Source organism: Amycolatopsis sp. QT-25, assembly GCF_029369745.1.
Taxonomy (GTDB): Bacteria; Actinomycetota; Actinomycetes; order Mycobacteriales; family Pseudonocardiaceae; genus Amycolatopsis.
On record NZ_CP120210.1, the window covers coordinates 5,520,285 to 5,541,489 of the forward strand.

General features: G+C 68.6%; 25 protein-coding genes and 1 pseudogene. 19 read left to right on the forward strand and 7 right to left on the reverse strand.

Features of this window, described 5'->3' with window-relative positions; all coding sequences use genetic code 11:
• The first annotated feature begins 94 nt into the window (after positions 1–94).
• The 8 genes and pseudogenes from P3102_RS25495 to P3102_RS25530 all read left to right on the forward strand — a co-directional run.
• Positions 95–964, forward strand: coding sequence for an STAS domain-containing protein (locus tag P3102_RS25495; RefSeq protein ID WP_276371348.1), 870 nt, complete (start codon positions 95–97; stop codon positions 962–964).
• Positions 961–1,359 carry an STAS domain-containing protein gene (locus tag P3102_RS25500; RefSeq protein WP_276362376.1) on the forward strand — a complete coding sequence of 133 codons (399 nt, stop codon included), beginning with the start codon at positions 961–963 and terminating at the stop codon, positions 1,357–1,359. The genes P3102_RS25495 and P3102_RS25500 overlap by 4 nt, the downstream gene beginning before the upstream one ends.
• Positions 1,349–1,774 carry an anti-sigma regulatory factor gene (locus P3102_RS25505; RefSeq protein WP_276362377.1) on the forward strand — a complete coding sequence of 142 codons (426 nt, stop codon included), beginning with the start codon at positions 1,349–1,351 and terminating at the stop codon, positions 1,772–1,774. The genes P3102_RS25500 and P3102_RS25505 overlap by 11 nt, the downstream gene beginning before the upstream one ends.
• On the forward strand, positions 1,771–2,769 hold the full coding sequence (locus P3102_RS25510) for an ATP-binding protein (protein ID WP_276362379.1): 999 nt from the start codon (positions 1,771–1,773) through the stop codon (positions 2,767–2,769). The genes P3102_RS25505 and P3102_RS25510 overlap by 4 nt, the downstream gene beginning before the upstream one ends.
• Entirely contained in the window at positions 2,766–3,959 is a 1,194-nt protein-coding gene (locus P3102_RS25515) for a PP2C family protein-serine/threonine phosphatase (RefSeq protein WP_276362380.1), read from the forward strand. The genes P3102_RS25510 and P3102_RS25515 overlap by 4 nt, the downstream gene beginning before the upstream one ends.
• A 170-nt stretch (positions 3,960–4,129) precedes the next feature.
• Positions 4,130–4,552: an ATP-binding protein gene (locus P3102_RS25520; RefSeq protein WP_276362382.1), complete on the forward strand. Its 423-nt coding sequence runs from the start codon at positions 4,130–4,132 to the stop codon at positions 4,550–4,552.
• The gene (locus tag P3102_RS25525) at positions 4,549–5,025 is read left to right on the forward strand and encodes an STAS domain-containing protein (RefSeq protein WP_276362383.1); all 477 of its coding nucleotides are present in this window, start codon (positions 4,549–4,551) and stop codon (positions 5,023–5,025) included. The genes P3102_RS25520 and P3102_RS25525 overlap by 4 nt, the downstream gene beginning before the upstream one ends.
• 97 nt (positions 5,026–5,122) lie before the next feature.
• Positions 5,123–5,401: pseudogene (locus P3102_RS25530) on the forward strand (Asp23/Gls24 family envelope stress response protein); the annotation flags it as partial.
• A 60-nt stretch (positions 5,402–5,461) separates the two neighbouring features.
• On the opposite strand, the gene P3102_RS25535 reads toward P3102_RS25530, so the two are convergent.
• From P3102_RS25535 to P3102_RS25545, 3 genes are all read right to left on the reverse strand, one after another.
• A complete protein-coding gene (locus tag P3102_RS25535; protein ID WP_276362385.1) occupies positions 5,462–6,178 on the reverse strand; it encodes an anti-sigma factor in 717 nt (238 codons plus the stop codon).
• Positions 6,175–6,771 carry an ECF RNA polymerase sigma factor SigK gene (gene sigK / locus P3102_RS25540; protein WP_276362386.1) on the reverse strand — a complete coding sequence of 199 codons (597 nt, stop codon included), beginning with the start codon at positions 6,769–6,771 and terminating at the stop codon, positions 6,175–6,177. Before sigK ends, P3102_RS25535 begins: the two co-directional genes overlap by 4 nt.
• Positions 6,772–6,886: 115 nt before the next feature.
• A complete protein-coding gene (locus P3102_RS25545; RefSeq protein WP_276362387.1) occupies positions 6,887–7,342 on the reverse strand; it encodes a helix-turn-helix domain-containing protein in 456 nt (151 codons plus the stop codon).
• An 88-nt stretch (positions 7,343–7,430) separates the two neighbouring features.
• Between P3102_RS25545 and P3102_RS25550 the strand changes: the two genes are divergently transcribed.
• Positions 7,431–8,537: a cytochrome P450 gene (locus P3102_RS25550; protein WP_276362388.1), complete on the forward strand. Its 1,107-nt coding sequence runs from the start codon at positions 7,431–7,433 to the stop codon at positions 8,535–8,537.
• Positions 8,538–8,587: 50 nt separating this feature from the next.
• Here the strand turns inward: P3102_RS25550 and P3102_RS25555 are convergent, their stop codons facing one another.
• Together P3102_RS25555 and P3102_RS25560 are read right to left on the reverse strand one after the other, a co-directional pair.
• On the reverse strand, positions 8,588–9,472 hold the full coding sequence (locus tag P3102_RS25555) for an alpha/beta hydrolase (RefSeq protein ID WP_276362389.1): 885 nt from the start codon (positions 9,470–9,472) through the stop codon (positions 8,588–8,590).
• A complete protein-coding gene (locus P3102_RS25560; RefSeq protein WP_276362390.1) occupies positions 9,472–9,972 on the reverse strand; it encodes an ATP-binding protein in 501 nt (166 codons plus the stop codon). Before P3102_RS25560 ends, P3102_RS25555 begins: the two co-directional genes overlap by 1 nt.
• A 148-nt stretch (positions 9,973–10,120) precedes the next feature.
• Here P3102_RS25560 and P3102_RS25565 point away from each other — a divergent pair, with 148 nt between their 5' ends.
• Together P3102_RS25565 and P3102_RS25570 are read left to right on the forward strand one after the other, a co-directional pair.
• The gene (locus P3102_RS25565) at positions 10,121–10,732 is read left to right on the forward strand and encodes a LysE family translocator (RefSeq protein WP_276362392.1); all 612 of its coding nucleotides are present in this window, start codon (positions 10,121–10,123) and stop codon (positions 10,730–10,732) included.
• A gap of 12 nt (positions 10,733–10,744) precedes the next feature.
• Positions 10,745–11,392, forward strand: coding sequence for a phenylalanine--tRNA ligase beta subunit-related protein (locus P3102_RS25570; protein ID WP_276362393.1), 648 nt, complete (start codon positions 10,745–10,747; stop codon positions 11,390–11,392).
• On the opposite strand, the gene P3102_RS25575 is transcribed toward P3102_RS25570, so the two are convergent.
• Entirely contained in the window at positions 11,379–12,323 is a 945-nt protein-coding gene (locus P3102_RS25575) for a Ku protein (protein WP_276362395.1), read from the reverse strand. The two genes, P3102_RS25570 and P3102_RS25575, sit on opposite strands and share 14 nt — an antisense overlap.
• 454 nt (positions 12,324–12,777) lie before the next feature.
• Between P3102_RS25575 and P3102_RS25580 the strand changes: the two genes are divergently transcribed.
• The 4 genes from P3102_RS25580 (at position 12,778) to P3102_RS25595 (ending at position 17,988) form a co-directional block, all read left to right on the forward strand.
• Complete coding sequence (locus P3102_RS25580; protein WP_276362396.1) at positions 12,778–15,690, forward strand: BTAD domain-containing putative transcriptional regulator; 2,913 nt, start codon at positions 12,778–12,780, stop codon at positions 15,688–15,690.
• 81 nt (positions 15,691–15,771) lie between these two features.
• A complete protein-coding gene (locus P3102_RS25585; RefSeq protein ID WP_276362398.1) occupies positions 15,772–15,894 on the forward strand; it encodes a hypothetical protein in 123 nt (40 codons plus the stop codon).
• A gap of 53 nt (positions 15,895–15,947) precedes the next feature.
• A complete protein-coding gene (locus P3102_RS25590) occupies positions 15,948–17,021 on the forward strand; it encodes a SagB/ThcOx family dehydrogenase (protein ID WP_276362400.1) in 1,074 nt (357 codons plus the stop codon).
• Positions 17,022–17,727: 706 nt separating this feature from the next.
• Positions 17,728–17,988: a crosslink repair DNA glycosylase YcaQ family protein gene (locus P3102_RS25595; RefSeq protein WP_276362401.1), complete on the forward strand. Its 261-nt coding sequence runs from the start codon at positions 17,728–17,730 to the stop codon at positions 17,986–17,988.
• On the opposite strand, the gene P3102_RS25600 is transcribed toward P3102_RS25595, so the two are convergent.
• Positions 17,981–19,138, reverse strand: a complete 1,158-nt coding sequence (locus P3102_RS25600; RefSeq protein WP_276362403.1) for an epoxide hydrolase family protein — start codon at positions 19,136–19,138, stop codon at positions 17,981–17,983. The two genes, P3102_RS25595 and P3102_RS25600, sit on opposite strands and share 8 nt — an antisense overlap.
• Positions 19,139–19,217: 79 nt before the next feature.
• Here P3102_RS25600 and P3102_RS25605 point away from each other — a divergent pair, with 79 nt between their 5' ends.
• The 4 genes from P3102_RS25605 to P3102_RS25620 all read left to right on the forward strand — a co-directional run bounded on the left by P3102_RS25605 (position 19,218) and on the right by P3102_RS25620 (position 21,167).
• Positions 19,218–19,610: an NUDIX hydrolase gene (locus P3102_RS25605; protein ID WP_276362404.1), complete on the forward strand. Its 393-nt coding sequence runs from the start codon at positions 19,218–19,220 to the stop codon at positions 19,608–19,610.
• Positions 19,611–19,798: 188 nt separating this feature from the next.
• Positions 19,799–20,242: a single-stranded DNA-binding protein gene (locus P3102_RS25610; protein ID WP_276362406.1), complete on the forward strand. Its 444-nt coding sequence runs from the start codon at positions 19,799–19,801 to the stop codon at positions 20,240–20,242.
• Between the two features lie 397 nt (positions 20,243–20,639).
• Complete coding sequence (locus P3102_RS25615) at positions 20,640–20,849, forward strand: hypothetical protein (RefSeq protein WP_276362407.1); 210 nt, start codon at positions 20,640–20,642, stop codon at positions 20,847–20,849.
• A gap of 9 nt (positions 20,850–20,858) precedes the next feature.
• Positions 20,859–21,167 (forward strand): cupin domain-containing protein, encoded by a 309-nt coding sequence (locus P3102_RS25620; protein WP_276362409.1) that lies wholly within the window; start codon positions 20,859–20,861, stop codon positions 21,165–21,167.
• Positions 21,168–21,205 lie beyond the last annotated feature (38 nt).

Genomic DNA, 21,205 nt, shown 5'->3' on the forward strand with positions numbered 1-21,205 from the left:
CGCCGGAACCACTCAAGTAGAGTTACTGTTGTCATATGACAACAGTTGCGAACGCGGTAAAGCTTCGCGACGCCGGATCGGCCGGGAGGTCGCGTTGCACGGCACGGAAGAACTTGCTGCCCGGGACCTGCTGGCGCGGATCTTCGAGGCGGATCAGGACGTCCTGATAGACGATTGGGTCCGCTGGCAGCTCGCCGATTCATCGACTCGGCTCGGCGAGGACGGGCTACGACGCGAAGCCAAGGAACTACTGGGAGCGCTCGGCGGCGCACTCGGCACCGCCCTGCCGACGTCCCAGGTCATCGAACGGGACGAGGCGGTCCGCTCCGCCCTGCGAGGACTGTCCGAGCGCCGCGCCCGCGCGGGCGCGGCGCCCTCCGCCACCGCGCAAGCGATCTTCGCGCTGAAGCACATCATGGTGACTGCGCTCGAACGACACACCGAAGACCACGCCGTGCGCTACGCCGCCTCGGCGGAGGTCAACCGTCTCTTCGACGCCGCGGGCATCCTGACGTTCTCGGTCTATGTCGAAGGCCGCGAGGAGATCATCCGCCGCCAGCACCAGCAGATGCTGGAGCTCTCCACCCCCGTGGTCCGGCTGTGGCGGCAGGTGCTGGCCGTACCTCTGATCGGCACCCTCGACAGCGCCCGCACCCAGATCGTGATGCAGAACCTTCTGGAGGCGATCCAGACGCACGAAGCCCGCGTGGCGATCATCGACATCACTGGCGTGTCCACAGTGGACACGGCGGTGGCGCAGCATCTGCTGCAGACCGTCAGCGCCGTCCGGCTGATGGGCGCGGAATGCCTGATCAGCGGCGTCCGCCCGTCGATCGCGCAGACCGTCACCCAGCTCGGCATCGACCTGTCGCACATCGTCACCCGCGGTTCGCTCGCCGACGCGCTCGCCACGGCGATGAGACTGCTCGAAGACCACATCCGCCCCGGCGCGGTGACCGGGTGAACGCCCGCGCCGGCCTGCCGATCCTGCGGCTCGGGGACATCCTGGTCAGCGGTCTGCTCAGCGACCTCGACGACACGACCGCGCTCCAGTTCACCGACGAACTCACCAGCCGGATCTCCGACGAGGGGATCCGCGGGGTCATCCTCGACATCTCGCGACTGGAGGTCATCGACTCCTTCGTCGCGCGGGTGCTGATGGAACTCGCCGCCACCGGACGGCTCCTCGGCGCTCGCATGATCGTCGCCGGGATGCGCCCCGCCGTCGCGATCACCCTGTCCGAACTGGGGTTGCAGCTCACCGGCGTGCAAACCGCGCTCAACGCCGAACAGGCCATGGAGCTGTTGGGGTGGCGCCGTTCCGCCGAGGTCGCCGAAGAGGCGCCTCATGCTTCCTGACGAGCTGACCGACCAGGGCCCGCGCGAACACGCCGTCCGCGCCGAAGAGGATCTGCTCAGCGCCCGCCACGCGGTACGGGCCGACGCGGTCGCGGCCGGGTTCTCGATCGTCGACCAGACCAAGATCGTGACCGCGGCCAGCGAACTGGTGCGCAACGCCTACATCCACGGCGGTGGCGGTGTCATGACGATCGCCGTCGTGCGCGACGGCCGGGGGCGGGTGGGGCTGAAACTGTCCGTCCGCGACGAGGGGCCCGGTATCGCCGACGTCGACCAGGCCATGGCCGACGGCTTCTCCACCGGCGCCGGTCTCGGGCACGGCCTCGGTGGCACCCGGCGGCTGGTCGACGAGTTCACCCTCGACACGGTTCCCGGAAAGGGCACGACGGTCACCATCGTGCGCTGGAAACCATGACCGTCACAGTCGCGCAGGCCACGATGCTGACCCGCATCGACCACGCGAGCGCGGTCTACACCGCCGCACGCGCGGCTCGCGAGGTCGCGGTCCGGATCGGGCTTCCCGAGGTGCTGGCCGAACGCGCCGCCGTCATCGCTTCCGAACTGGCCGGCAACATCGACAAACACGCCAGCGACGGCTGCGTCTTCATTCAGCGATCTCTTGCCGGACAAGGGATCGACCTTTACGCCACCGACTCCGGGCCGGGGATGGCGAATCTGGACCACTGGCGAATCGACGGCCACACCACGACGGAGACGCTCGGCACCGGACTCGGCGCCGTGGGCAGGCTCGCCACGGAGTTCCGTATCCGATCCACGCCCGGAACCGGCACCCTCGCGGCGGCCAGGGTGCTGGCGCCCGGTGCACCGCCGGCCGGGATCGCGCACTTCCGCTTGCCCCGTGAAGGCGAAGAGCGTTGCGGTGACGCCCTCGCGCTGGCGACCGGGCCCGGTGTCCGCACGATCGCCATCGTGGACGGGCTCGGCCACGGCCCCGAAGCGAGCGACGCCGCCGAAGCCGCGATCGACGTCTTCCGCCAGCGACCGGGCCGTTCCCTGCCCGAGCATCTGACCGCCATGCACCGCACCCTGCGGCAGACCAGGGGTGCCGCGGTCGCGTTGGCGCGTATCTCCGGTGACCTCCTGGAATTCTGCGGTGTCGGCAACATCAGCGGCCTGGTGCTGACACCCGGGCGGAGCCGGCCGCTCCTGAGCCTGCCCGGAGTGGTCGGTTTCAGCCTTCCGGCGATGCACGTGCGTTCCCTCGACCCGGGTGTGCACCACGTCGTCGTGCTGCACACCGACGGGATCGGCACCACGTGGCGAGGCCCCGCCCCGCTCGGCCCACTCCCGGTGCCCACGCTGCTGGCCGCCGATCTCGCCCAGCACCACCGTGATCCCCGCGACGACGCCACGTTGATCGCTCTCGGCCCGAGCGGGGACCCGGCATGACGCAGTCCCCCGTGGCGCGGTTACGCCGCGAACTACGGCAGGTCTGCGCGGCCGCGGGCGTCACGGCCGAGGACCGGGCGCGCCTGGTCCTCGCCGTGACCCAGCTCGCCGAATCCGCGGCGCACACCGGACTCTCCTCGTCCAGGGTGGACGATCGGCTGACGGTGACCCTGCGGTTGCCGAGTCCGGTCGGGCAACCGCGGCGCAACGCCCTGCCGCTTCTTCCCGACGCCGGGGACGGCGAGACCTTGACCTGGCACCTCGGTGCCGGCCACCCCGCCGTGACCGTGCCGGACGACGACGAGCGCGCCACGCGGGAGGAGATGCTGGCGCTGGTCGCCCGCACCGACGTGATCGCCAAGGAGCAACGCGAACTCAAACACGAACTGGCGGAGACGAACAGCGGCGTGCTCGCCATGTACGTCGAACTCGAGGAACGGGACGAACGACTGCGCCGCGCGCACTCGGTGATCTTCCGTGAACTGGAAGACGCGCTGCGTCCCTCTCCGCCGCACGTCGCCGGATTCGAACTGGCCGTGCACTACGCGCCCAGCGAGCCGGACTCCCCCGCCGGCGGCGACCTGTACGACTGGTTCGTCCTGCCCGACGGGGACGTGCACATCACCCTCGTCGACGCCGTCGGGCACGGCGTCACCTCGACCCGGCACGCGCTGACCGTCACCCACGCCATCCGCACCCTGGCGCTGGAAGGCCATCCGTTCCCGGACCTGATCGGCCACGCCGCCCGCACTCTCGCGACCATCGAACCCGATCTGATGGCGACCGTGCTGCTGGCCCGGCTCGACCCGGCGACCGGCGACATCACCTTCGCCAACGGCAGCCATCCCCGTCCGGTGCTGGTCACCCCCGCCGGGGACACCGAACTCCTGGTGCCCACCCACGTGGGCAGAGGCGTCGGATTCCCCGATCCCGGCAGCGGCAGCCTGGTCCACCGCACACTCGCCCCGGGCGACCTCGTCCTCCTGTACACCGACGGGCTGATCGAAAGCCGCAAGAACTACCAGGAGGGCGAAGCGCGGCTGCGGGCCATCGCGCCCCACCACGCCGGAGACCCCACGGCGGCGATCCCCGGCACACTCGCCGCGAAGATGCACGACGTCGTCCTGCACGCGGACGACACCGTCGTCATGGTGATCCGGCGAAAGCACGAAACCCTTGGCAGAGAATGACTTTCGACAGCGGCCGATCAGGACACACCGGCGACGGAGTTTGCTTTCGCCGGCCTCCGGGTACTGAACTCCATGCGCGATGTTTCCAGTAATCGTCGAAAACGAGGCGGGTGAGACGGATGTCAACACAGCCGAGGAATACTGAGCGCACCGAGCCGAGTCCCTGCGACGTGACCTACGACCTGGACACGACCGAGACCAGGGACGTCCGGCACGGCGTACGTCAGGCATTGGCGCGTTATCGCGGGCTCACCGTGGACGACGCGGTTCTGGTGGCCGACGAACTGATCAGCAACGCCCACCGGCACGGTGACGCGCCGCGTACCTGTCGGCTCGAGCTCACCCACGAAGGCCGGTACCTGCGGATCGAGGTGGACGACGCCTCACCGCGTCAACCGCGGCCGCGCACCCCGGACGGTTCCGGCGGGCGAGGGCTGATGCTGATCGACCGGCTCGCGTCCAGTTGGGGCGTGCGGAACGGCGCCCGGCACAAGACCGTGTGGGCCGAGCTGGCGCTGGACCGCGAAGGAAGCAGCGGTCACGCACCACATCTGGCCGCGGCTCGCGACTGGGACAGCGGTGGCCTGCCGTGATCCGTATCAAAACCGGTGGGATCCGGACCGGCGACGCGTCCCCCGGCGTCGCCGGTCCGATACCGTTCAGGACCGTGAACCCCTCGTCGCAGGCCGAGCCGCCACCGCCGGACTTGGACATCGTCAGCCGTCCGGTGAACGGCGACGTCGTCGTCACGGTGACCGGTGAAGTCGACACCGATGCCGCGCCGGAGCTGCGAGCGGCTCTCATCGCGGCACTCGACGACACCGATGGTGCCTGCGTTCTCGATCTGACCACGGTGAGCTTCCTGGACTCCGCGGGCCTCGCCGTCCTGGTCGCCGCGCACAGCCGCGCGAAAGCACACCGGAAGTCCTTGCGTATCGCCGTGGATTCCAACAGCCCCGTCATCCGGCCCATGGAAATCACCGGGCTCGACACCGTTTTGCGGCTCTATCACACCGTCGACGAAGCGCTCAATGCCCTCACCGTGAAGTACCCCCGCGATTCGTGAGCGGCGATCCGCACCGTCAAAGGCCGCTCGTCCTCCGCATCACCCAGTGGACGTCGGTGTTCTCGACCGTGCCGCCCAGGCGGGTGGAGCCGGGACCGCGCTGCGCGAGCGCATCCCCGGCGCCACCGCGTCCGCCGGGCAGGGCGTCTCCGTCGAAGTCGGCGAACGCCAGGCCGCGGTGGACCTGCAGCTCGTCGTCGAATACGGCGTCGCGATCGCGGACCTCGCCGAAGTGGTGTGCCGCAACGTGATCGGCGCGGTCGAGCAGATGACCGGGCTCGAGGTCGTCGAGGTCGGCATCACCGTGTCCGACGTGCACATGCCGGGCGACGACGACGCCGCCGACGAGACCACCGGGTCCGGCCGCGTCCAGTGACCATCGGCCCCGTCCGCGCCCCACGGCAGGGAGAGCGTTCAGGAACGCCACCCATCCCGGTCACGCCCCGAGGGGGATCATCGCGACGGCCGGGGTGGACGGCGTCCGCGAACCTCCGGCGGGCTCCGCGGTGATGCCGACCCGGTCGATCCCGGCGGGCAGCTCCGCGAGGACCGGGAAAGTCCGATGTGGACCGTCCGGCGCCAGCAGCCCCGCCGAATGCACGCCGCTCGCGCCGAGCAGCCAGACCTGATACGTCCTGCCCGGCGCCAACGGCGGCAGCTCACCCGCCAGTACGACGATCTTGCCGTGACTCCGCGAGGTCACGACCGTGGTCGCCCCGCGTTCGGTGCCCTTGGCGGTCGAGGCGTCGGGAGCGGTGAGCACCGCGTTCACCGAGGCGAGCCGCTGTTGCGCGGGATCGGTCCCCGGCTCGGTGTTCATGGTGACCAGGCCGAAGACCAGCGCTCCGGCGGCGGCCGCGGCGGCACTCCAGAGGGCGATCCGCGTCTTCAGTGGCCCGTCTCGACGCGCGACCGCGACCAGCGGAGGCCACTGGCGGGTCCCGGCGACCTGCGTGAGCGTCGCTTCCTTCAGCCTCGCCGGTGGCACGGTGGCGATCGCCGCCCCCAGCCGCGCCGCGGTCTCCCGCAGTTCCCGGACTTCCTGGCCGCATGAGGGGCAGCCCCGCAGGTGCCGCTTGAACGCGGCGGCCTCCTCCCCCGGGACGGCGTCCACGGCGTAGGCCCCGGTCAAGGTGTGCAGTTCCGCCGTCATTGCCCGACCCCCAAGCAGTCACGCAGCCGGATCAGGCCGTCGCGGATGCGGGTCTTCACCGTGCCGGGCGCGGTCTTGAGCACTTGCGCGACTTCCGGGTAGGTGTACCCGTTGTAATAGGCCAGCACCACCGATTCCCGTTGCAGGCCGGTCAGCGCGGACAGGCACTGGCGCACCCGTTGCTGCTCCAGATTGCTGATCGTCGACTCGGCGACCTCGTCGAACGGGCGCCGGAAATCGAGTCTGCCCGCACGGTCGTCCCGGTCGAGCGAGGCCTGATGCGAACGCACCCGGTCCACCGCCCGCCGGTGCGCGATGGTGAGTACCCAGGCCAGCGTGCTCCCCTTGCCCGGTTTGAACCGCGCCGCCGTCCGCCACACCTCCACCAGGACCTCTTGGGTGACCTCCTCGGCGAACGTGCCGTTGCGGACGACCCTGTTCACCACTCCCCACACCGGCCCCGCCACGACGTCGTACAGGTCGGCGAACGCCTGTTCGTCGCCGGCCGCGACCCGTTGCATCAAGCTCGTTTCGGCAGGCTCCGTTCCGGTGCCGCCGCTTCCGCGCGGACTCGTCCGCACTTCCTCGACCATCAAGCTGCCTCCACCTCGCCCGACGCCCGGCTACGCGGTTCCGCGGCGTCAGGGAGGGATTCGGCGCCGAAGGCGGCGCGGACTGGTCAGGTGGGTGAAAACCCTCGAACGGCGCTCAACCCTGTTCTTCGAGCACTTTGTCCATTGTGGACCGCAGATGCCGCAGAAAGGCCTCGAACCGCTCGATCTCCTCGGCCGGATACTGCGCGACCAGCGCCGCGAGCCCGGCACTGAACGGACCGAAGAACTCCCGCGCCGGCCCCTGGATGTCGGGGCCGCTGCGCAGGGTCACCACCCGCCGGTCGGTGTTCTCCCGCGTGCGCACCACGTAGCCGAGGTTCTCCAGGCGGTTCAGCAGGTTCGTGGTCGCGCCGGAGGTCAGCGAGATGCGTTCACCGAGCCGGGCCGGGGACAGCGGTGAGCCGGTGTCCTCGGCGTAGAGGATCTCCACCAGCGCGGCGGCGTCGGTGGCGTGCAGGCCGAGCCAGCGCGCGAACCGCCGGGTGAACTCGGTGTAATGCGCCCCGAAGTTCCGGAGGCCGTCCAGCAGCGACGTGACGCGATCCTCCATCGGCCCTCCCTCGAATCCGGTGCTTTGACAACCTACCGGTCGCGAATATATCTTCATCGTGAAGCCACTTTTCTATGAAGGAGTTCCTGTGCTCCCCGATCCGTTCGCCGCGAAGACCCGCGGCATCACCGAGCCCGATCCCGTCCGCCCCGCGCTGCGAGCCGCCGGCCCACTCGTCGAAGTGGCCGCGCCCGAGGGCGGAAGCGCCTGGATCGTGACCGAGGAGAAGCTGGCCCGCGCGGTCCTGTCGGACCCGCGCATCGCGAAAGACCCCGCGCTGGCTCCCGAGAAATGGACCGCGCTCGAACAGACCGCCGCCGAACAGCCGTCCCTCACCACGCTGGACGGCCCGGACCACACGCGCCTGCGGCGAGCGCACGCTCCGCTCCTGAGCGCCAAACGGATCCAGGCCCAGTCAGACCGGATCCACCGGACCGCGCAAGCGCTGCTGACGGAACTCGGCGACGGAACCGTCGACCTCATGGACGGGTTCTCCACCCGTTTCCCGCTCGCCGTGCTGCTCGATCTGCTCGGCATCCCGCTCCGGCTGCTCGACGCCGCCGTCGACGCCTGCCGCCGCATGACCGACCCGGCACCGGGTGCCCAGGGCAGGGCCATCGCCGCGATCGCGGACCTCGCCGCCGCGGGGCTGACCCCGAACCGGAACGGGCTCGCGAAGGAACTACGCGACAATCTCCCGCCCGAGACGTCCGAAGACGATCTGCGGTATCACCTGTTCGCGTTGATCTTCGCCGGGCAGCTGACCACCGACGCCTCGATCGGTTTCCTGATCTCACGGCTGCTGAACGGGGACCCCGCCCCCGAGAGCCACCTGGTCCGCGAAACGCTCCGGGAGCATCCGCCCGCCCCGTTCACCCTTTGGCGGTTCACGACCACGGAGATCGAACTCGCCGGGATCCGGCTCCCCGCCAAGGCCCCGGTGCTCGTCGACATCCAGGGCGTCAACACCGACCCGGCCAGGGAACCCGGTCCGGAGCTGACCTTCGGCGCGGGCCCGCATTTCTGTGTCGGCGCCCAGCTCGCGCAGCTCGAACTGCGGGCGGTCGCGGCGGTCCTGCGCACGGACCTCCCCCGGGCCCGGCTCGCCGTGCCCTACCCGGAACTCCGGCAGACGTTCCTCGGCGGCATCCAGGGCACGCGGCTCACGCAGCTGCCGGTGCTGCTGCACGGCTGAAAACGGGCCGGTCTCTCGTCGCCGGTGACGTCATGGACGGGTGATCACGCTCATTGGAGCAGTGAGGCCACAGCGGCGGCGAAGGCTTCGGGTGCCTCCTGCGGGACGTTGTGGCCGACACCAGGCAGAACGCGGTGGTCGTACGGCCCGGTGAAGTACTCGCGGTCACTCGCCGCGCCGGGCCCGCCGACGCCGTCGTCCCCGCTCTCCAGTACGACCGTCGGCACCGTGATCACCGGCTCCCGCGCGATCAGGTCTTCGAGCGCCTGGTACCGCGGATCCCCTTCCGCCAGCACGAATCGGTGCCGGTAGGAGTGGATGACGACCTCGACGAAGTCCGGGTTGTGCAGGCTCGGGGCGCTGGCCGGGAACGCCGCGTCGGCGCCGGTCCAGGTCGGCGACCAGGTGCGCCACAACAGGGCGCACAACTCGTCACGGTTCTCCGCCAGCCCGCGGCGGCCTCGTTCGGAATGGAAATAGTACTGGTACCAGTAGGTGCGTTCCCATTCCGGCGGCGCCGGTTCCCCGGCAGAGGCCAGGTGCTGGACGTTGTAGCCGTCCACCGAGACCAGTCCGCACACGCGTTCGGGCCGGAGCGCCGCGGTGATGCACGCGGCGCGGCCGCCCCAGTCGTATCCGGCGACGACCGCGCCCTCCAGCCCCAGCGCGTCCATGAACTCGATCAGGTCCTGTGCGAGCGCGGCCTGCTGCCCGGAACGGGGGGTGGCGTCGTCGAGGAACCGCGTCCCGCCGAACCCGCGCAGATACGGGACGTACACCGAGGCGCCGTCGTCCGCGAGGATCCGGGCGACCTCGTCGTAGGCCCGGACGTCGTACGGGAACCCGTGGAGCAGGACCACCGGCGCCCCGGCGGCCGGACCGGCGTGTTCGTACTCGATCTCCAGAACCGGTGTGGTGACGCGCTTCGTGCCCATCAGCCCGACCATCCGCTCAGTCGCGTCAGAAGCCGTTCCAGCACTTCGGGATCGGCACCGACGGGTTCACCGGAGACGGGCTCGTCCACCAGGGTCCGGCGGTCGCCCCGCCGCGGCAGCCGGACCTGTCCGGCGGACAGGCCACCGGGCAGCGGCAGCTCGCACCACGTCGTCACCCCGCCGGTCTCGCACCGCGCCACCCCGGTCCGCTCACCGGGCGCGGGCGTCGGCGCGGGAAGTCCGTCCAGACCGTGGTCGACCTCGATGACCAGCACGTCCGAGCGCAACCGCAGTCTGAGCGTCAGGAACGGCGGCTCCTTCGGGTCGGCCACGTCGACGAGCGCCCCCACCAATCTGGCGGCGGCGGCCTTCGCCTGATCGAGCAACGGCCGCAAGGACCAGTCCGACAAGATGAGACGGACGAAAAGCTCGGAGCACAACACGGCATTCGGTTGTGCCACCAGCCGGAGGTCGTCCATCTGGGAAGTGCGCGCGCTCACACCAAGGCCTTCCGCGTCGACGTGCGAGCGTGCATCATGCCACTCCATCCGGTGAAGCCCGCACCCGCCTCGTCCCAGCCTTTGGTCCAGTGAACCGCGCGGGCTTTGGCTCTGTCCACGGGACCAAACCGCGCGCACAGTGAGCGGCGTGAGCATCGCCTTCCTGATCACCACCCTGGTCGTGGTCGCCACGCCCGGCACCGGCGTGGTCTACACGCTGTCCGCCGGACTGGCCCGCGGCAGACGCGCGAGCGTCGTCGCCGCGACCGCCTGCACCCTCGGCATCGTCCCGCACATGGTCGCCGCGATCACCGGTCTCGCGGCGCTGCTGCACGCGAGCGCGGTGGCGTTCGAGATCCTCAAGTACCTCGGCGTGGCCTACCTGCTCTACATGGCGTGGGCGACACTGCGAGACCGGGAAGCGATCGTCGTGGAGGGCGATCCCGAACCCGCGTCGACCCTGCGGACGATCACCTCCGGCGTGTTGATCAACGTCCTGAATCCGAAACTGACCCTGTTCTTCTTCGCCTTCCTGCCCCAATTCGTCCCGGCGGGCGAACCCGGCTCGATCCCCCGGATGCTGCTGCTGAGCGGGGTGTTCATGCTGGCGACGTTCGTGGTGTTCAGCGTGTACGGCGTCCTCGCCGCCGGCGTGCGGCACCACGTCCTCTCCCGGCCGCGCGTCCTCGCCTGGCTTCGGCGGATCTTCGCCGGTTCCTTCGCCGCGCTCGGTGCCAAGCTCGCGTTCACCACCCAGTAGAGGAGGTTTCGCATGCGACTCCAGCACCACCCCGAGATCCACGCCGCTCACCCCGGCCTCGCCGTCGGCACGCTCCAGGCCGGCGGTATCACCCCTGAAATGCCGGTCGACCTGGAGAAGTTCGTCGAACGGGCGACACAACGGCTGGCTGACGGCCCGGAATCGGAGTTCCCCGAAATCCAAGCCTGGCGCCGGGCGTTCGCCAGGATGGGCCTGAAGCCGACGCAATACCGCTGCGCGTCGGAGGCCCTGCTGCGCCGGCTGCGGAAGGAAGGCTCCCTGCCCCGGATCCACCCGGTGATCGACCTCTGCAACGCGGTCTCGGTCGCCTACGCCATTCCCGTCGCCGTGCTCGACATCGCGAAGATCAGCGGCTCGCTGGAGGTCCGCCCCGCGCGAGGCGACGAGAAATACGTGACCTTCGCCGGGACGATCGAACAACCGAACCCCGGTGAGGTGATCTTCGCGGACGAAGACGGTCAAGCCCACGCGCGGCGGTGGACGAACCGGCAGAGCGGGCACTCGGCGGTCTCCGCCACGACGTCCGACGTGCTGATCGTTTCCGAAGGGCTGCACGCGACCGCGGCCGAGGAGGTCCGGCTGCTGATCGAGGCCATCGCGGGCGAACTGGCGACGGCGGGCATCGTCACGACGCCTTGAGCGCCTTCTCCAGAGCGGCACGCGTCATCTTCGACCGCCCCTTGATGTCGCGCTCCCGAGCCAGTTTCTCCAGGTCCGCCTTCGACAAAGAGGACAGATCCCTCTTGGGCGCGGCTTTCTTCGCTGGAGGCTTCTTCGCCCCGGACTTCTTCTTGGCCTTCCCGCTCTTCACGCTCTTCGAAAGGGCCTCGAACAGGTCGACGACCTTCGTCGGCTCACCGGGTTCGGTGGCGGGCGTGATGGTGTCGCCCTTCTTCTTGGCCTTGATCAGCTTTCGCACGCGGTCGGTGTAGGTGTCGCGGTATTCTTCGGGCCGCCAGTCGTCGCTCATCGCGTCGATCAGGTTGGCGGCCATGTCGAGTTCCTTGCCGCGCGCCTTCGCCTTGCCGGGGAGATCCGGCAGCTGCTCGGCGGGATCCCGCAGGTCGGCGGCGAAATGCAAGGTATTGAGCACCATGACGCCGTCACCGGACCGGACCAGCGCCAGGTATTCCCGGCCGCGCATGACGAACTTCGCGATCCCGGCCTTGTCCGACGAGCGCATCGCCTCCAGCAGCAACGCGTACGGGCGCTCGAACTCGTCCTTCGCGGGTGCGAGCCAATACGTCTTGTCGAAGAACATCGGGTCGATGGCGTCCAGTTCGACGAAGCTCTCGATGTCGAGCGACTTCGACCGCCCGGGGGCGATCTCGTCGAGTTCCTCGGGTTCGACGACCACGTACTCGCCACCGTCGAGCTCGTAACCCTTGACGATGTCCTCGTAGCCGACTTCCTCGCCGGTGCGCTCGTTCACCCGCCGGTACCGGATGCGGTCCTCGGTGCCGCGCTGGAACTGGCGGAAGTGCACCGTGTGGTCCTCGACCGCGCTGTACAACCGGACCGGCACCGTCACCAGACCGAGTGAAAGCGAACCACTCCAGACCGGACGCATGGCCGCACTCCTCTCCTCCGGCCACTGGTACCCGCGACGGCGGTGGATCACACCTGGTCAGCGCCTGAAGGAAAGGAGAGCCGGGAGGAAGGGCTACCAGGGCGGTTGGCCACCCCCAGTTCGAAGGCCAACCGCCGCGGAGCCCCTACACGGTTCGGCGCGCTGCCCCGTCGCGCCGACCCGCCAGCTGATGTCTTCAGCTTTCCAAGGCCCTGCATCGGAATTACATCGGTGCTCCACCACCGGGCATCCGCGCAGTTCAGGGGCCGCCGGGCGTAGAATCGAACCGGTTCCAGGGCAGCCGAGCACACGCCCGTTAGGCCGAATGCCGTACGGCGTGCCCCGCGCTGACCTGGCTGGAGGCCGAAGCGGTGGGCTAGGGTGCCGATCAGCCGGCGAACGGACTGGAGGTAGTGCGTGAGCACGCTCACGGTCTCGGACGACATAGTCGCATATGACCGCTGATCGGTTACCCGATTCGGCGGGATCTCCCCGGACCGCCGCTCCCGGCTCTCAACTCGGCTTCTCCGTTCTCGGCCCGCTCGAAGTCGAGGTCGACGGCGTTCCCGTCCGGCTCGGCGGGCGTCGTGAGCAGCGTCTTCTCGCCGCCCTGCTGATCAACGTGGGCAGGCTGGTCCCGGTGTCGTACCTGATCGGCACGATGTGGCCGGACAATCCGCCGAAGACCGCGGTCCGCCAGGTCAGCAACGCGATCGCGCGGCTGCGGCACGACCTCGGCGTGGCCCGCTCCGCCGTCGTCACCACCGGCTCGGCGTACCGCGTCGTCGTCAGCAGCGCCTCGCTCGACTCGGTCCGCTTCGAAGCGGACTACGACCAGGGCGCCGAACTCCTCGCGGCCGGGCTGATCTCGCAGGCGGCCGTCAAACTCGCGGACGCGCTCTCGCTCTGGCGCGGCCCGGCCTTCGACGGTCTCGAAGGCGACGCCATCGAGCAGACGGCGCGACGACTCGAGGAAGAACGCCTCGCCGCCTGGGAGCTCCTGATCGGTGCCAGGCTCCGGCTCGGCGAGACCGAGGCGGCGGCCCGCGACGCCTTCGACCTCGCCGCCCGGCATCCCACCCGCGAAACCCTGCAGTGCCTCACCATGCTGGCGCTCTACCGGGCGGGCCGCGGCGCCGACGCGCTCCGGACCTTCGACCGGACCAGGATCGCGCTCGCCGAGGAGCTCGGCGTCGACCCGAGCGCCGAACTGAGCGCGCTGCACCAGCAGATCTTGCGCACCGACGCCGAACTCATGGAGGACGCGGCCCTCGTCCGCTACGGCGTCGGCGGCCTCCGGGCCGGGATGGACACCATCGGGCGACGTGAGGACGCGGACGCGCAGAAGGCGCTCTTCCCCCGCCCCGCGCAGCTTCCCGCCGACCTCCCCGCGTTCGGTGGCCGCGCCGCGGAACTGCGGACCGTTCTCGAGATCGGCCAGGACGACTCCTCCACGGGGTTACGGCTGATCGCGATCGACGGGATGCCCGGGGTCGGCAAGACCGCGCTGGCCGTCCACGCCGCGCACCGGCTCGCGCCGCTCTTCCCCGACGGGCAGCTTTTCGTGAACCTCGAAGGATTCTCACCGGCGGGCGACCCGGTCGATCCGGGGTCCGCGCTGGAGGCACTGCTGCGGTCGCTCGGCATCCAGGGTTCGGACATCCCCGCCGGGACCGAGCAGCGCGCGGCGTTGTTCCGCAGTTGCCTCGCCGGCAAACGCGTGCTCCTGGTGCTGGACAACGCCATCGGGGCGGCGCAGGTGAGCCCGCTGTTGCCCGGTTCGGCTAGTTGCTGTGTGCTGATCACCAGCCGCACGCGGCTCGTGGACCTCGACGGCGCCGAACTGCTGTCCCTCGAACCGTTCAGCCGGGCCGACGCGGTGGACCTGCTCGGCCGGATCGTCGGGCCCTCCCGGCTGAAGCGGGAGTCGCCGGACGCGGCCGACCAGGTCGCGAGCCTGTGCGGCGACCTCCCGCTCGCACTGGCCGTCACGGCGAGCCGGCTGCGCGCGCGGGCCTCGTGGACGCTGGACTTCGTCGCCCGGCAGCTACGCGACGAACGGAACCGGTTCGGCGAACTCACCGCGGGGGAACGCGACGTCGCGGGCGCTTTCCGGGTGTCCTATCTGAACTTGAGCGAAACCGAGCGCCGGGTGTTCCGCCGGCTGAGTCATCACCCCGGTGCCGCTTTCGATCTCCATTCGACGGCGGCGCTGGCGGAGGTGAACCTGGGCGAGGCCCGCCGCCTCGCCGAACGCCTCGTCGACGTGAACCTCCTGCGCCAGCCCTCGATGGACCGGTACGAGATGCACGACCTCCTCCGCAGCTACGGCCGCGAACTCCTGCTCGCCGAGGAGCCCGAACACCAGCGCGAGGCGATGATGCGGCGGCTGTTCGACTACTACCGCAGCACCGTCGCGGCGGCGATGGACTTCCTCGACCCGGATTCCGAAGAGGAGCCAGGCGGCCTCGAGGTCCCGAAGAGCGAGTATGGACAGTCGTTCGCGGATTACGATCAGGCCGCGCACTGGATGGACGCCCAATGGCAGAACGTCCTGCCGGTGGCCGTGGCGATGAACAACCACCAGCACTATGCGGACCTCGTGCCGTTCTGCTCGGCGGTGTGGCGCTACTTCGACAATCGCGGCTACTACCGGCAGATCAGAGAACTGGAGACCCTGGCCCTGTCCGCCGCGCGGGTCACCGGGAACGTGGTCCTCGAGTACCAGGCCCTGCACATGTACGCGCTGACCCTGTGGCGGCTCAACGAGTTCACCGAAGCGAACCGGCTGTTCAACGAGGTGTTCGAACTGGCCGCGACCACCGGTGACGTCCGGATGCAGTGCCGGGCCAGGGGCAATTCGGGAGTCACCCATTGGCTCAAAGGCGAGTCGGTCGAGGCGATCGAACACCTCGGCTGGGTCCGGGAGACCGCCCACGCCCACGGCAGCGTGCTCATCGAAGCCCGTGCCAGGCACCGGATCGGGCTGATCCACACCGAGAACAGGCGCTATCCCGAAGCAGCCGAGGAACTCGACGAGGCACTGCGACTCGCACATGAGAACGAATCACCCGATCTCGAGGCGGAATGCTTTCTCGCGCTCGGTATCAATTCGCGCGCGCTCGGCGATGCCGCACTCGCGGTCACCCAGTTCACCACCGCGGTGGAAGTGCTCGAATCGACCGGGAATCGCAGCATGCTGCCCATCGCCCACAAGGAGATGGCGACAGCGTTCGACATTCTCGGTAAGCGACTGAATGCGGAACGTCATCGCCGCTTCGCTTTGCGTTTGTACACCGATCTCGGCATTTCCGAGTCGCCAGAGGTGCGCGAACTCAAGCAGCACCTGACTGATTACTCGGCGTAATTAGCCGTTCTGCTCCGGTACTCTGTTGGCGTAGGTATATTCGCTTGACCGGAGTAACCGCTCACGGAGAGGATCGGTGGCATGCACGACGAAGACGACGACGAGTTCTTGTATGAGCTCGAAGCGGAGTACAAGGCACAGGGCACCTGGGGCGGGTTCGAGCCGCCGCCGAACGGCGGACCTCCTTTCCGCTCGCGACACTGAATCACCCGAAGTATTCGGAAAGCAGCACTGGGGACTGGGGCGCAAGACATTCGATGCTGGTAAGGGTTTCCTCTTGCGGAACGCTCTATTGGTCCGATGGTGACGTCGTCTGGGACGATTACCTCGGACATCGCCAGCTCAAACTCGCCGAAGGAACCGAACGCGTTCTGCGTTGGTTCAGTTCTTGGCGAGAACCGGAATCGATCCGCACGGCGGACGCGAATCCCGAGACAGGGGAAAGGCTCGTCCGTATCGCGCGAGCGATGATCCGGTACGACGTACTGGTGGTCAACGGTTCTTCCCGCCATCGGCGGGAAGAAGAGATCCTTCGGGATTGGGGCCCTTGGGGGACGTCCGCGAGGGCTTTTCACTATGGCACCCGCTCGTTGCGGGAGACCGAGTTCACGACCAGCGAAATGACCGCCAAATCCTTGCTGGAGAAGGCGAAGGCCAGCCCTCCGCCTTCTCCGGTGAGACCTTCGGGCGAGTACGAAGCGATAGCGCTGCCCGAACCATCACCGGAAAAGCTGAACACGATCGGACTCGGCGACGCGCTCAGCCGGCGCCGAAGCGTCCGCGAGTTCGGTGACGAACCCTTGCGGCTGCGTGACTTGAGCGCACTTCTCACCGCCGCCCGGCCGACGAGACCGGAAACGCATCCCGACATCCCCGCGACCGGCAACGTCTTCAGGACGAGCCCGTCCGGCGGAGCGAGACACCCGACAGAGGTGTACGTCTACGCGAGGAACGTCGAAGGTCTCGACCAGGGCATCTACCACTACGACGGGTTTCGGCACGGCCTCACGCCACTGGACGGCAAGATCGACGACGACGAACTGATCACGCTCGCCGGTGACCAGCACTGGACCGGTAACGCCGGCGCGCTCCTGATCTACACCAGCGTCATCGAGCGGAACCAATGGAAGTACCCGGTGAGCCGCACCTACCGGGTCCTGCTGATGGACGTCGGCCATCTCAGCCAGACCGTGTACCTGCTGGCGACCGCGCTCGGCCTGAACGTCACGTTCACCGCGGCGCTCCGCGACGAACTGGTCGAGGACCTCCTCGGCTGCGATCCCGCGAACGAACTGGTGCTGGGCATGTCGGTGCTCGGCACCCGTGTTTGAGGTCGCTTACTCGGTGCCTTTTGGCGGTGCCGGGTCGTGGCTGGTGGCTTCATCGGTGATGGTTCGGCGACAGCCGGGTTCGCTCTCGGGTCAGCTCGGCTGCCGTGGACCATGCCTCCAGAAGTGGTACTCAGGTTGTCGGGCGTAGCGGCGGTGGGTCGTCATCGCGGGTAGCGACGCTTGTCCGAGGACGCTATCGCCGTCTTTCGGCAACGGCCTTCGGTCGAGCGAGTTCATGCGGCGCCGGTGAGCTGTCGTAACTCGGCTCTGTCGGTGTGGCAACCGGGGGAGAGCCGGTGCGCCCAACCGAGTTCGAGCCAGCGATCTCATCGTTGCCGTAAAACGGCAAAGTGGCCGAAGGCTTACGCTGGGCCGTTGCCGTTTTCCGGCGATGGCTCAGCAGTGGTTCTCGGGATCTACGGGTGACTCGGTCATTTCCTTCAGCAGCGCCACAACGGCGTGAGACGTATCCACGCACAAAACGCACAACCGGCCACCGACAGTTTCCGAACCTCGACGTCGCCGATTTTCGGCAACGACAAAAACCGGCTCAGCACAGTGTCAAAGTGAGATCTTCGACAAGGAGTTGTTGTATGGAAGCGCATCCTTCTTCGGTGATCACCGAAGCACGAGCGCACACGATCTCGCGGGTCACTGCCGGACAGGGGAATCGATCATCAGCCCTTCCCGGTCGTTCCAGAGCAACTTGCTGGGCGGTCGCGACCGCGCGCTTCTCCTCGACCCGGCCGAGGCGAAGCGCGCCAACTCCGGCGGCGGGATGATCGCGCCGACCGTGCTGGTCGACGGCCGGATCGCCGAAACCTGGCACACCAAGCGGACCACGAAGCAGACGAAGGTCGTCGTCGAGCCCTTCGCCACGCTTCCGCGGTCCGCCATCGTCGGCTTGGAGTCCGAAGTGGACGGTTACGGTCGCTTCCTCGCGGAAGCCGCCGTCCTCGTCATTTGAGGGAGCGGAAGAACTCCCGCACGTCCGCGACCAGGATTTCGGGCTCTTCCAGCGCCGCGAAGTGCCCACCGCGATCGACATCGGTCCACCGCACGATCGTGTGCGCGTCCTCCGAATACCGCCGGATCCCGACGTCGTGCGCGAAGATCAGCGCAGCCGTCGGCACGCCGGAGTTCTTCTCGACGGCTCCCCAGGTCTCCGCCTGCGCGTAGCCGACGTACGCGGACGAAGCCGCCGTGCCGGTGAGCCAGGTGAACATGACGTTGGTCAGCAACCGATCGCGGCCGATGATCTCCTCCGGCAGCGTCGGTCGCGGATGCGTCCATTCCCGGAACTTGTCCATGATCCAGGCCAGCTGCGCGATCGGCGAGTCCACGAGCCCGTAACCGAGGGTCTGCGGCCGCGTCGACTGGATCGCGATGTAACCGAACTCCTCTTGCATGAACGCGCCGATCCGCTGGACGCGGTCGCGTTCGATGTCGGTGAGCGAAGCGAGTTCCTCCTCCGACAACGGCATCGGGGGCATCGGCGACAGTCCGCCGTTGACGTGCACGCCGATCACGTCGTCCGGCGCGACCCTGCCCACCTCCGGCGACACGGAAGCGCCGAGGTCGCCGCCCTGCACGCCGTAACGTTCGTATCCGAGCCGGCGCATCAGCTCCGCCCACGCGCGGCCGATCCGCGGCATGGTCCAGCCGGAATCCGAGACGGGGCCCGAAAAACCGAAGCCGGGTAGCGACGGGATCACGAGGTGGAACGCGTCCGCGGGATCGCCCCCGTACGCCTTCGGGTCGGTGAGCGGACCGATGACGTCGAGGAACTCCACCACCGAACCCGGCCAGCCGTGCGTGAGGATCAGCGGCGTCGCTTCGGCTTCGGGCGAGCGGACGTGCAGGAAGTGGATCCGCTGCCCGTCGATGACCGTGGTGAACTGCGGATGGCCGTTGATCTCACGCTCGGCGGCGCGCCAGTCGTAACCGTGGCGCCAGTGTTCGGCGAGCCCGCGCAGCCACTCCACCGGCACTCCGGTGTCCCAGCCGTCGCCGGGGAGCGGCGCGGGCCAGCGCGTACCGTCGATCCTCGCGTGCAGTTCGTCCAGCTGCTCCTGGGGGACATCGAGGCGGAAGGGGCGGATCTCGGTGTTTTCCATGATCCCCACGTTAACTACCATTGCGGACAGTTTCGGTCCTCGATCGGAACGGACTTCCCGAGTACGGGAAGATACACTCGTGACGGACAAGTACCTGGCCTACGGCAGGCTCATCCGCGACGGGAAGATCCTGTTCATCCGGCGGCGGCCGGGATCCTTCCTCGGCGGCCACTGGGAACTGCCGGGCGGGACCGTCGAGCCGGGCGAGCGGCCCACCGAGACCGTGGTCCGCGAGTTCGCCGAGGAGACCGGGCTGACCGTCCGAGTCACCGGCGAACGCGGCGCCCGCAGCTGGGACGACGTCGCGGGCAGGCCGCTGCGGATCCACGCCACGGTCTACACGCTCACCGAAGACGATACGAGGGACGTCGTGCTCGATCCCGGGGAACACGACGCCCACGCCTGGTACACCCGGGACGAAGCCGCCGCGCTCGACCTCGCCGAACACTTCCGCCACGCCCTCGAGGACTGATCGATCCACACGCGACGGTCACCGGGATGTCATGACAGGCACGGTCAGGACACTTCTCGTCTTGAACGACCCTTTCGTGAGATCCGGCCGCCGCGGACCACCGGAAACTGTCGTACCCCGGTGGTCTCCTCTTCCCAGGCGACAGCGGGCCCGGCCGGGCCCGCGCGCGGAAGCGAGGAGAAAGTCCCATGGCCGGAGAAACGGTGCTCACGGTGATCGGCAATCTGACGACCGACCCGGAGCTGAGGTTCACCCCGTCGGGGGCGGCGGTCGCGAACTTCACGGTCGCGTCGACGCCGCGCGTACTGGACCGCGCGAGCGGGGAATGGCACGACGGCGATCCGCTGTTCTTGCGCTGCTCACTGTGGAAACAGGCTGCGGAGAACCTGACGGAATCACTCACCAGGGGGACAAGGGTGATCGTGCAGGGCAGGTTGAAACAGCGATCGTTCGAAACCAAGGAAGGCGAGAAACGCACGGTGGTGGAGCTCGACGTCGACGAGATCGGCCCGTCGCTGCGTTATGCCACGGCGAAGGTGAACAAGGCGGGCCGAAGTTCGGGAGGCACCCCGTCGGACGGCGCGTGGGAACGAACGCCGGTGACCGCCGGAAGTCCGGAACCGCCCTTCTGATCCGGCGAATTTCCCTCCCGAGAGGGAGCACTCTCCCCTCGGGTGCCATGACGGTCGCGGTCCTCCGGCTCGAATGCCGGAGGTCGTGAAACACGACCACGTTCGTCGCCGAAATCGGGCTGGATCCGGCCGACGAGCGGCACGCGGGGTTCGCTGCCGGACTCCGCACCGGGTTGACCCCGGTCGAAGACAGACTTCAGGAGGTGTTGCGCAGCCCAGGGCAGCCGGATCTCGGCGGCCGTACTCGCCGCGCTCGTCCATGGAGCGACGCTCCACCACGACGACGTCAAGGGCGAGGCGCGACGCGGCATGGGGTGACCAGTGCGAACTCGTTGTGGGATAACAAAAAAAGCCGTCTTGATCGGCGACTACGTGCTCACCTGCGCGGCACTGGTCGGTGCCGGCGGTCCGACAGGAAACACTCGCTCTCCTGCGCGACTTCGCCGGTGTCGACCGCGCACTCGCCGAAGCACATGGATACGCCGCCGAGGCGAGAGACCTCGCGCTCGCCCTCCCAGCCCGCTCGACGAGGGCGCTGCTCGTCGGTCTTACGGCGTTCGTGGTCGACCGCGGTGAAGAGGCCCGTGGCGGGTGTGGCCAGGGTTAAGGTGGCGGAATGACCACCGACAACCTGGAAAACGTCGAAGGCCGCGACATCGGCTCCGGGGTCTCGATCATCCGCGAACGGACCGACGTCGACGGTTCCGGACCGAGGCTGCACCAGCACCCGTATCGCGAGACTTTCGTCGTCATCCGCGGCCGGGCGAGGTTCACCGTCGGCGACGTCGAACGCGAGGGCGGCGCGGGCGACGTGCTGGTCGTGCCCGCGGACACCCCGCACAAGTTCGCCGTGATCGGCCCGGAGACCTACGAAGCCGTCCACGTCCACGAGAGCGACCATTTCATCACCGAGTGGCTCGACTGAATTTCTGTCGGGCGCAAGAAAACCCTTCCCGGGGCTAG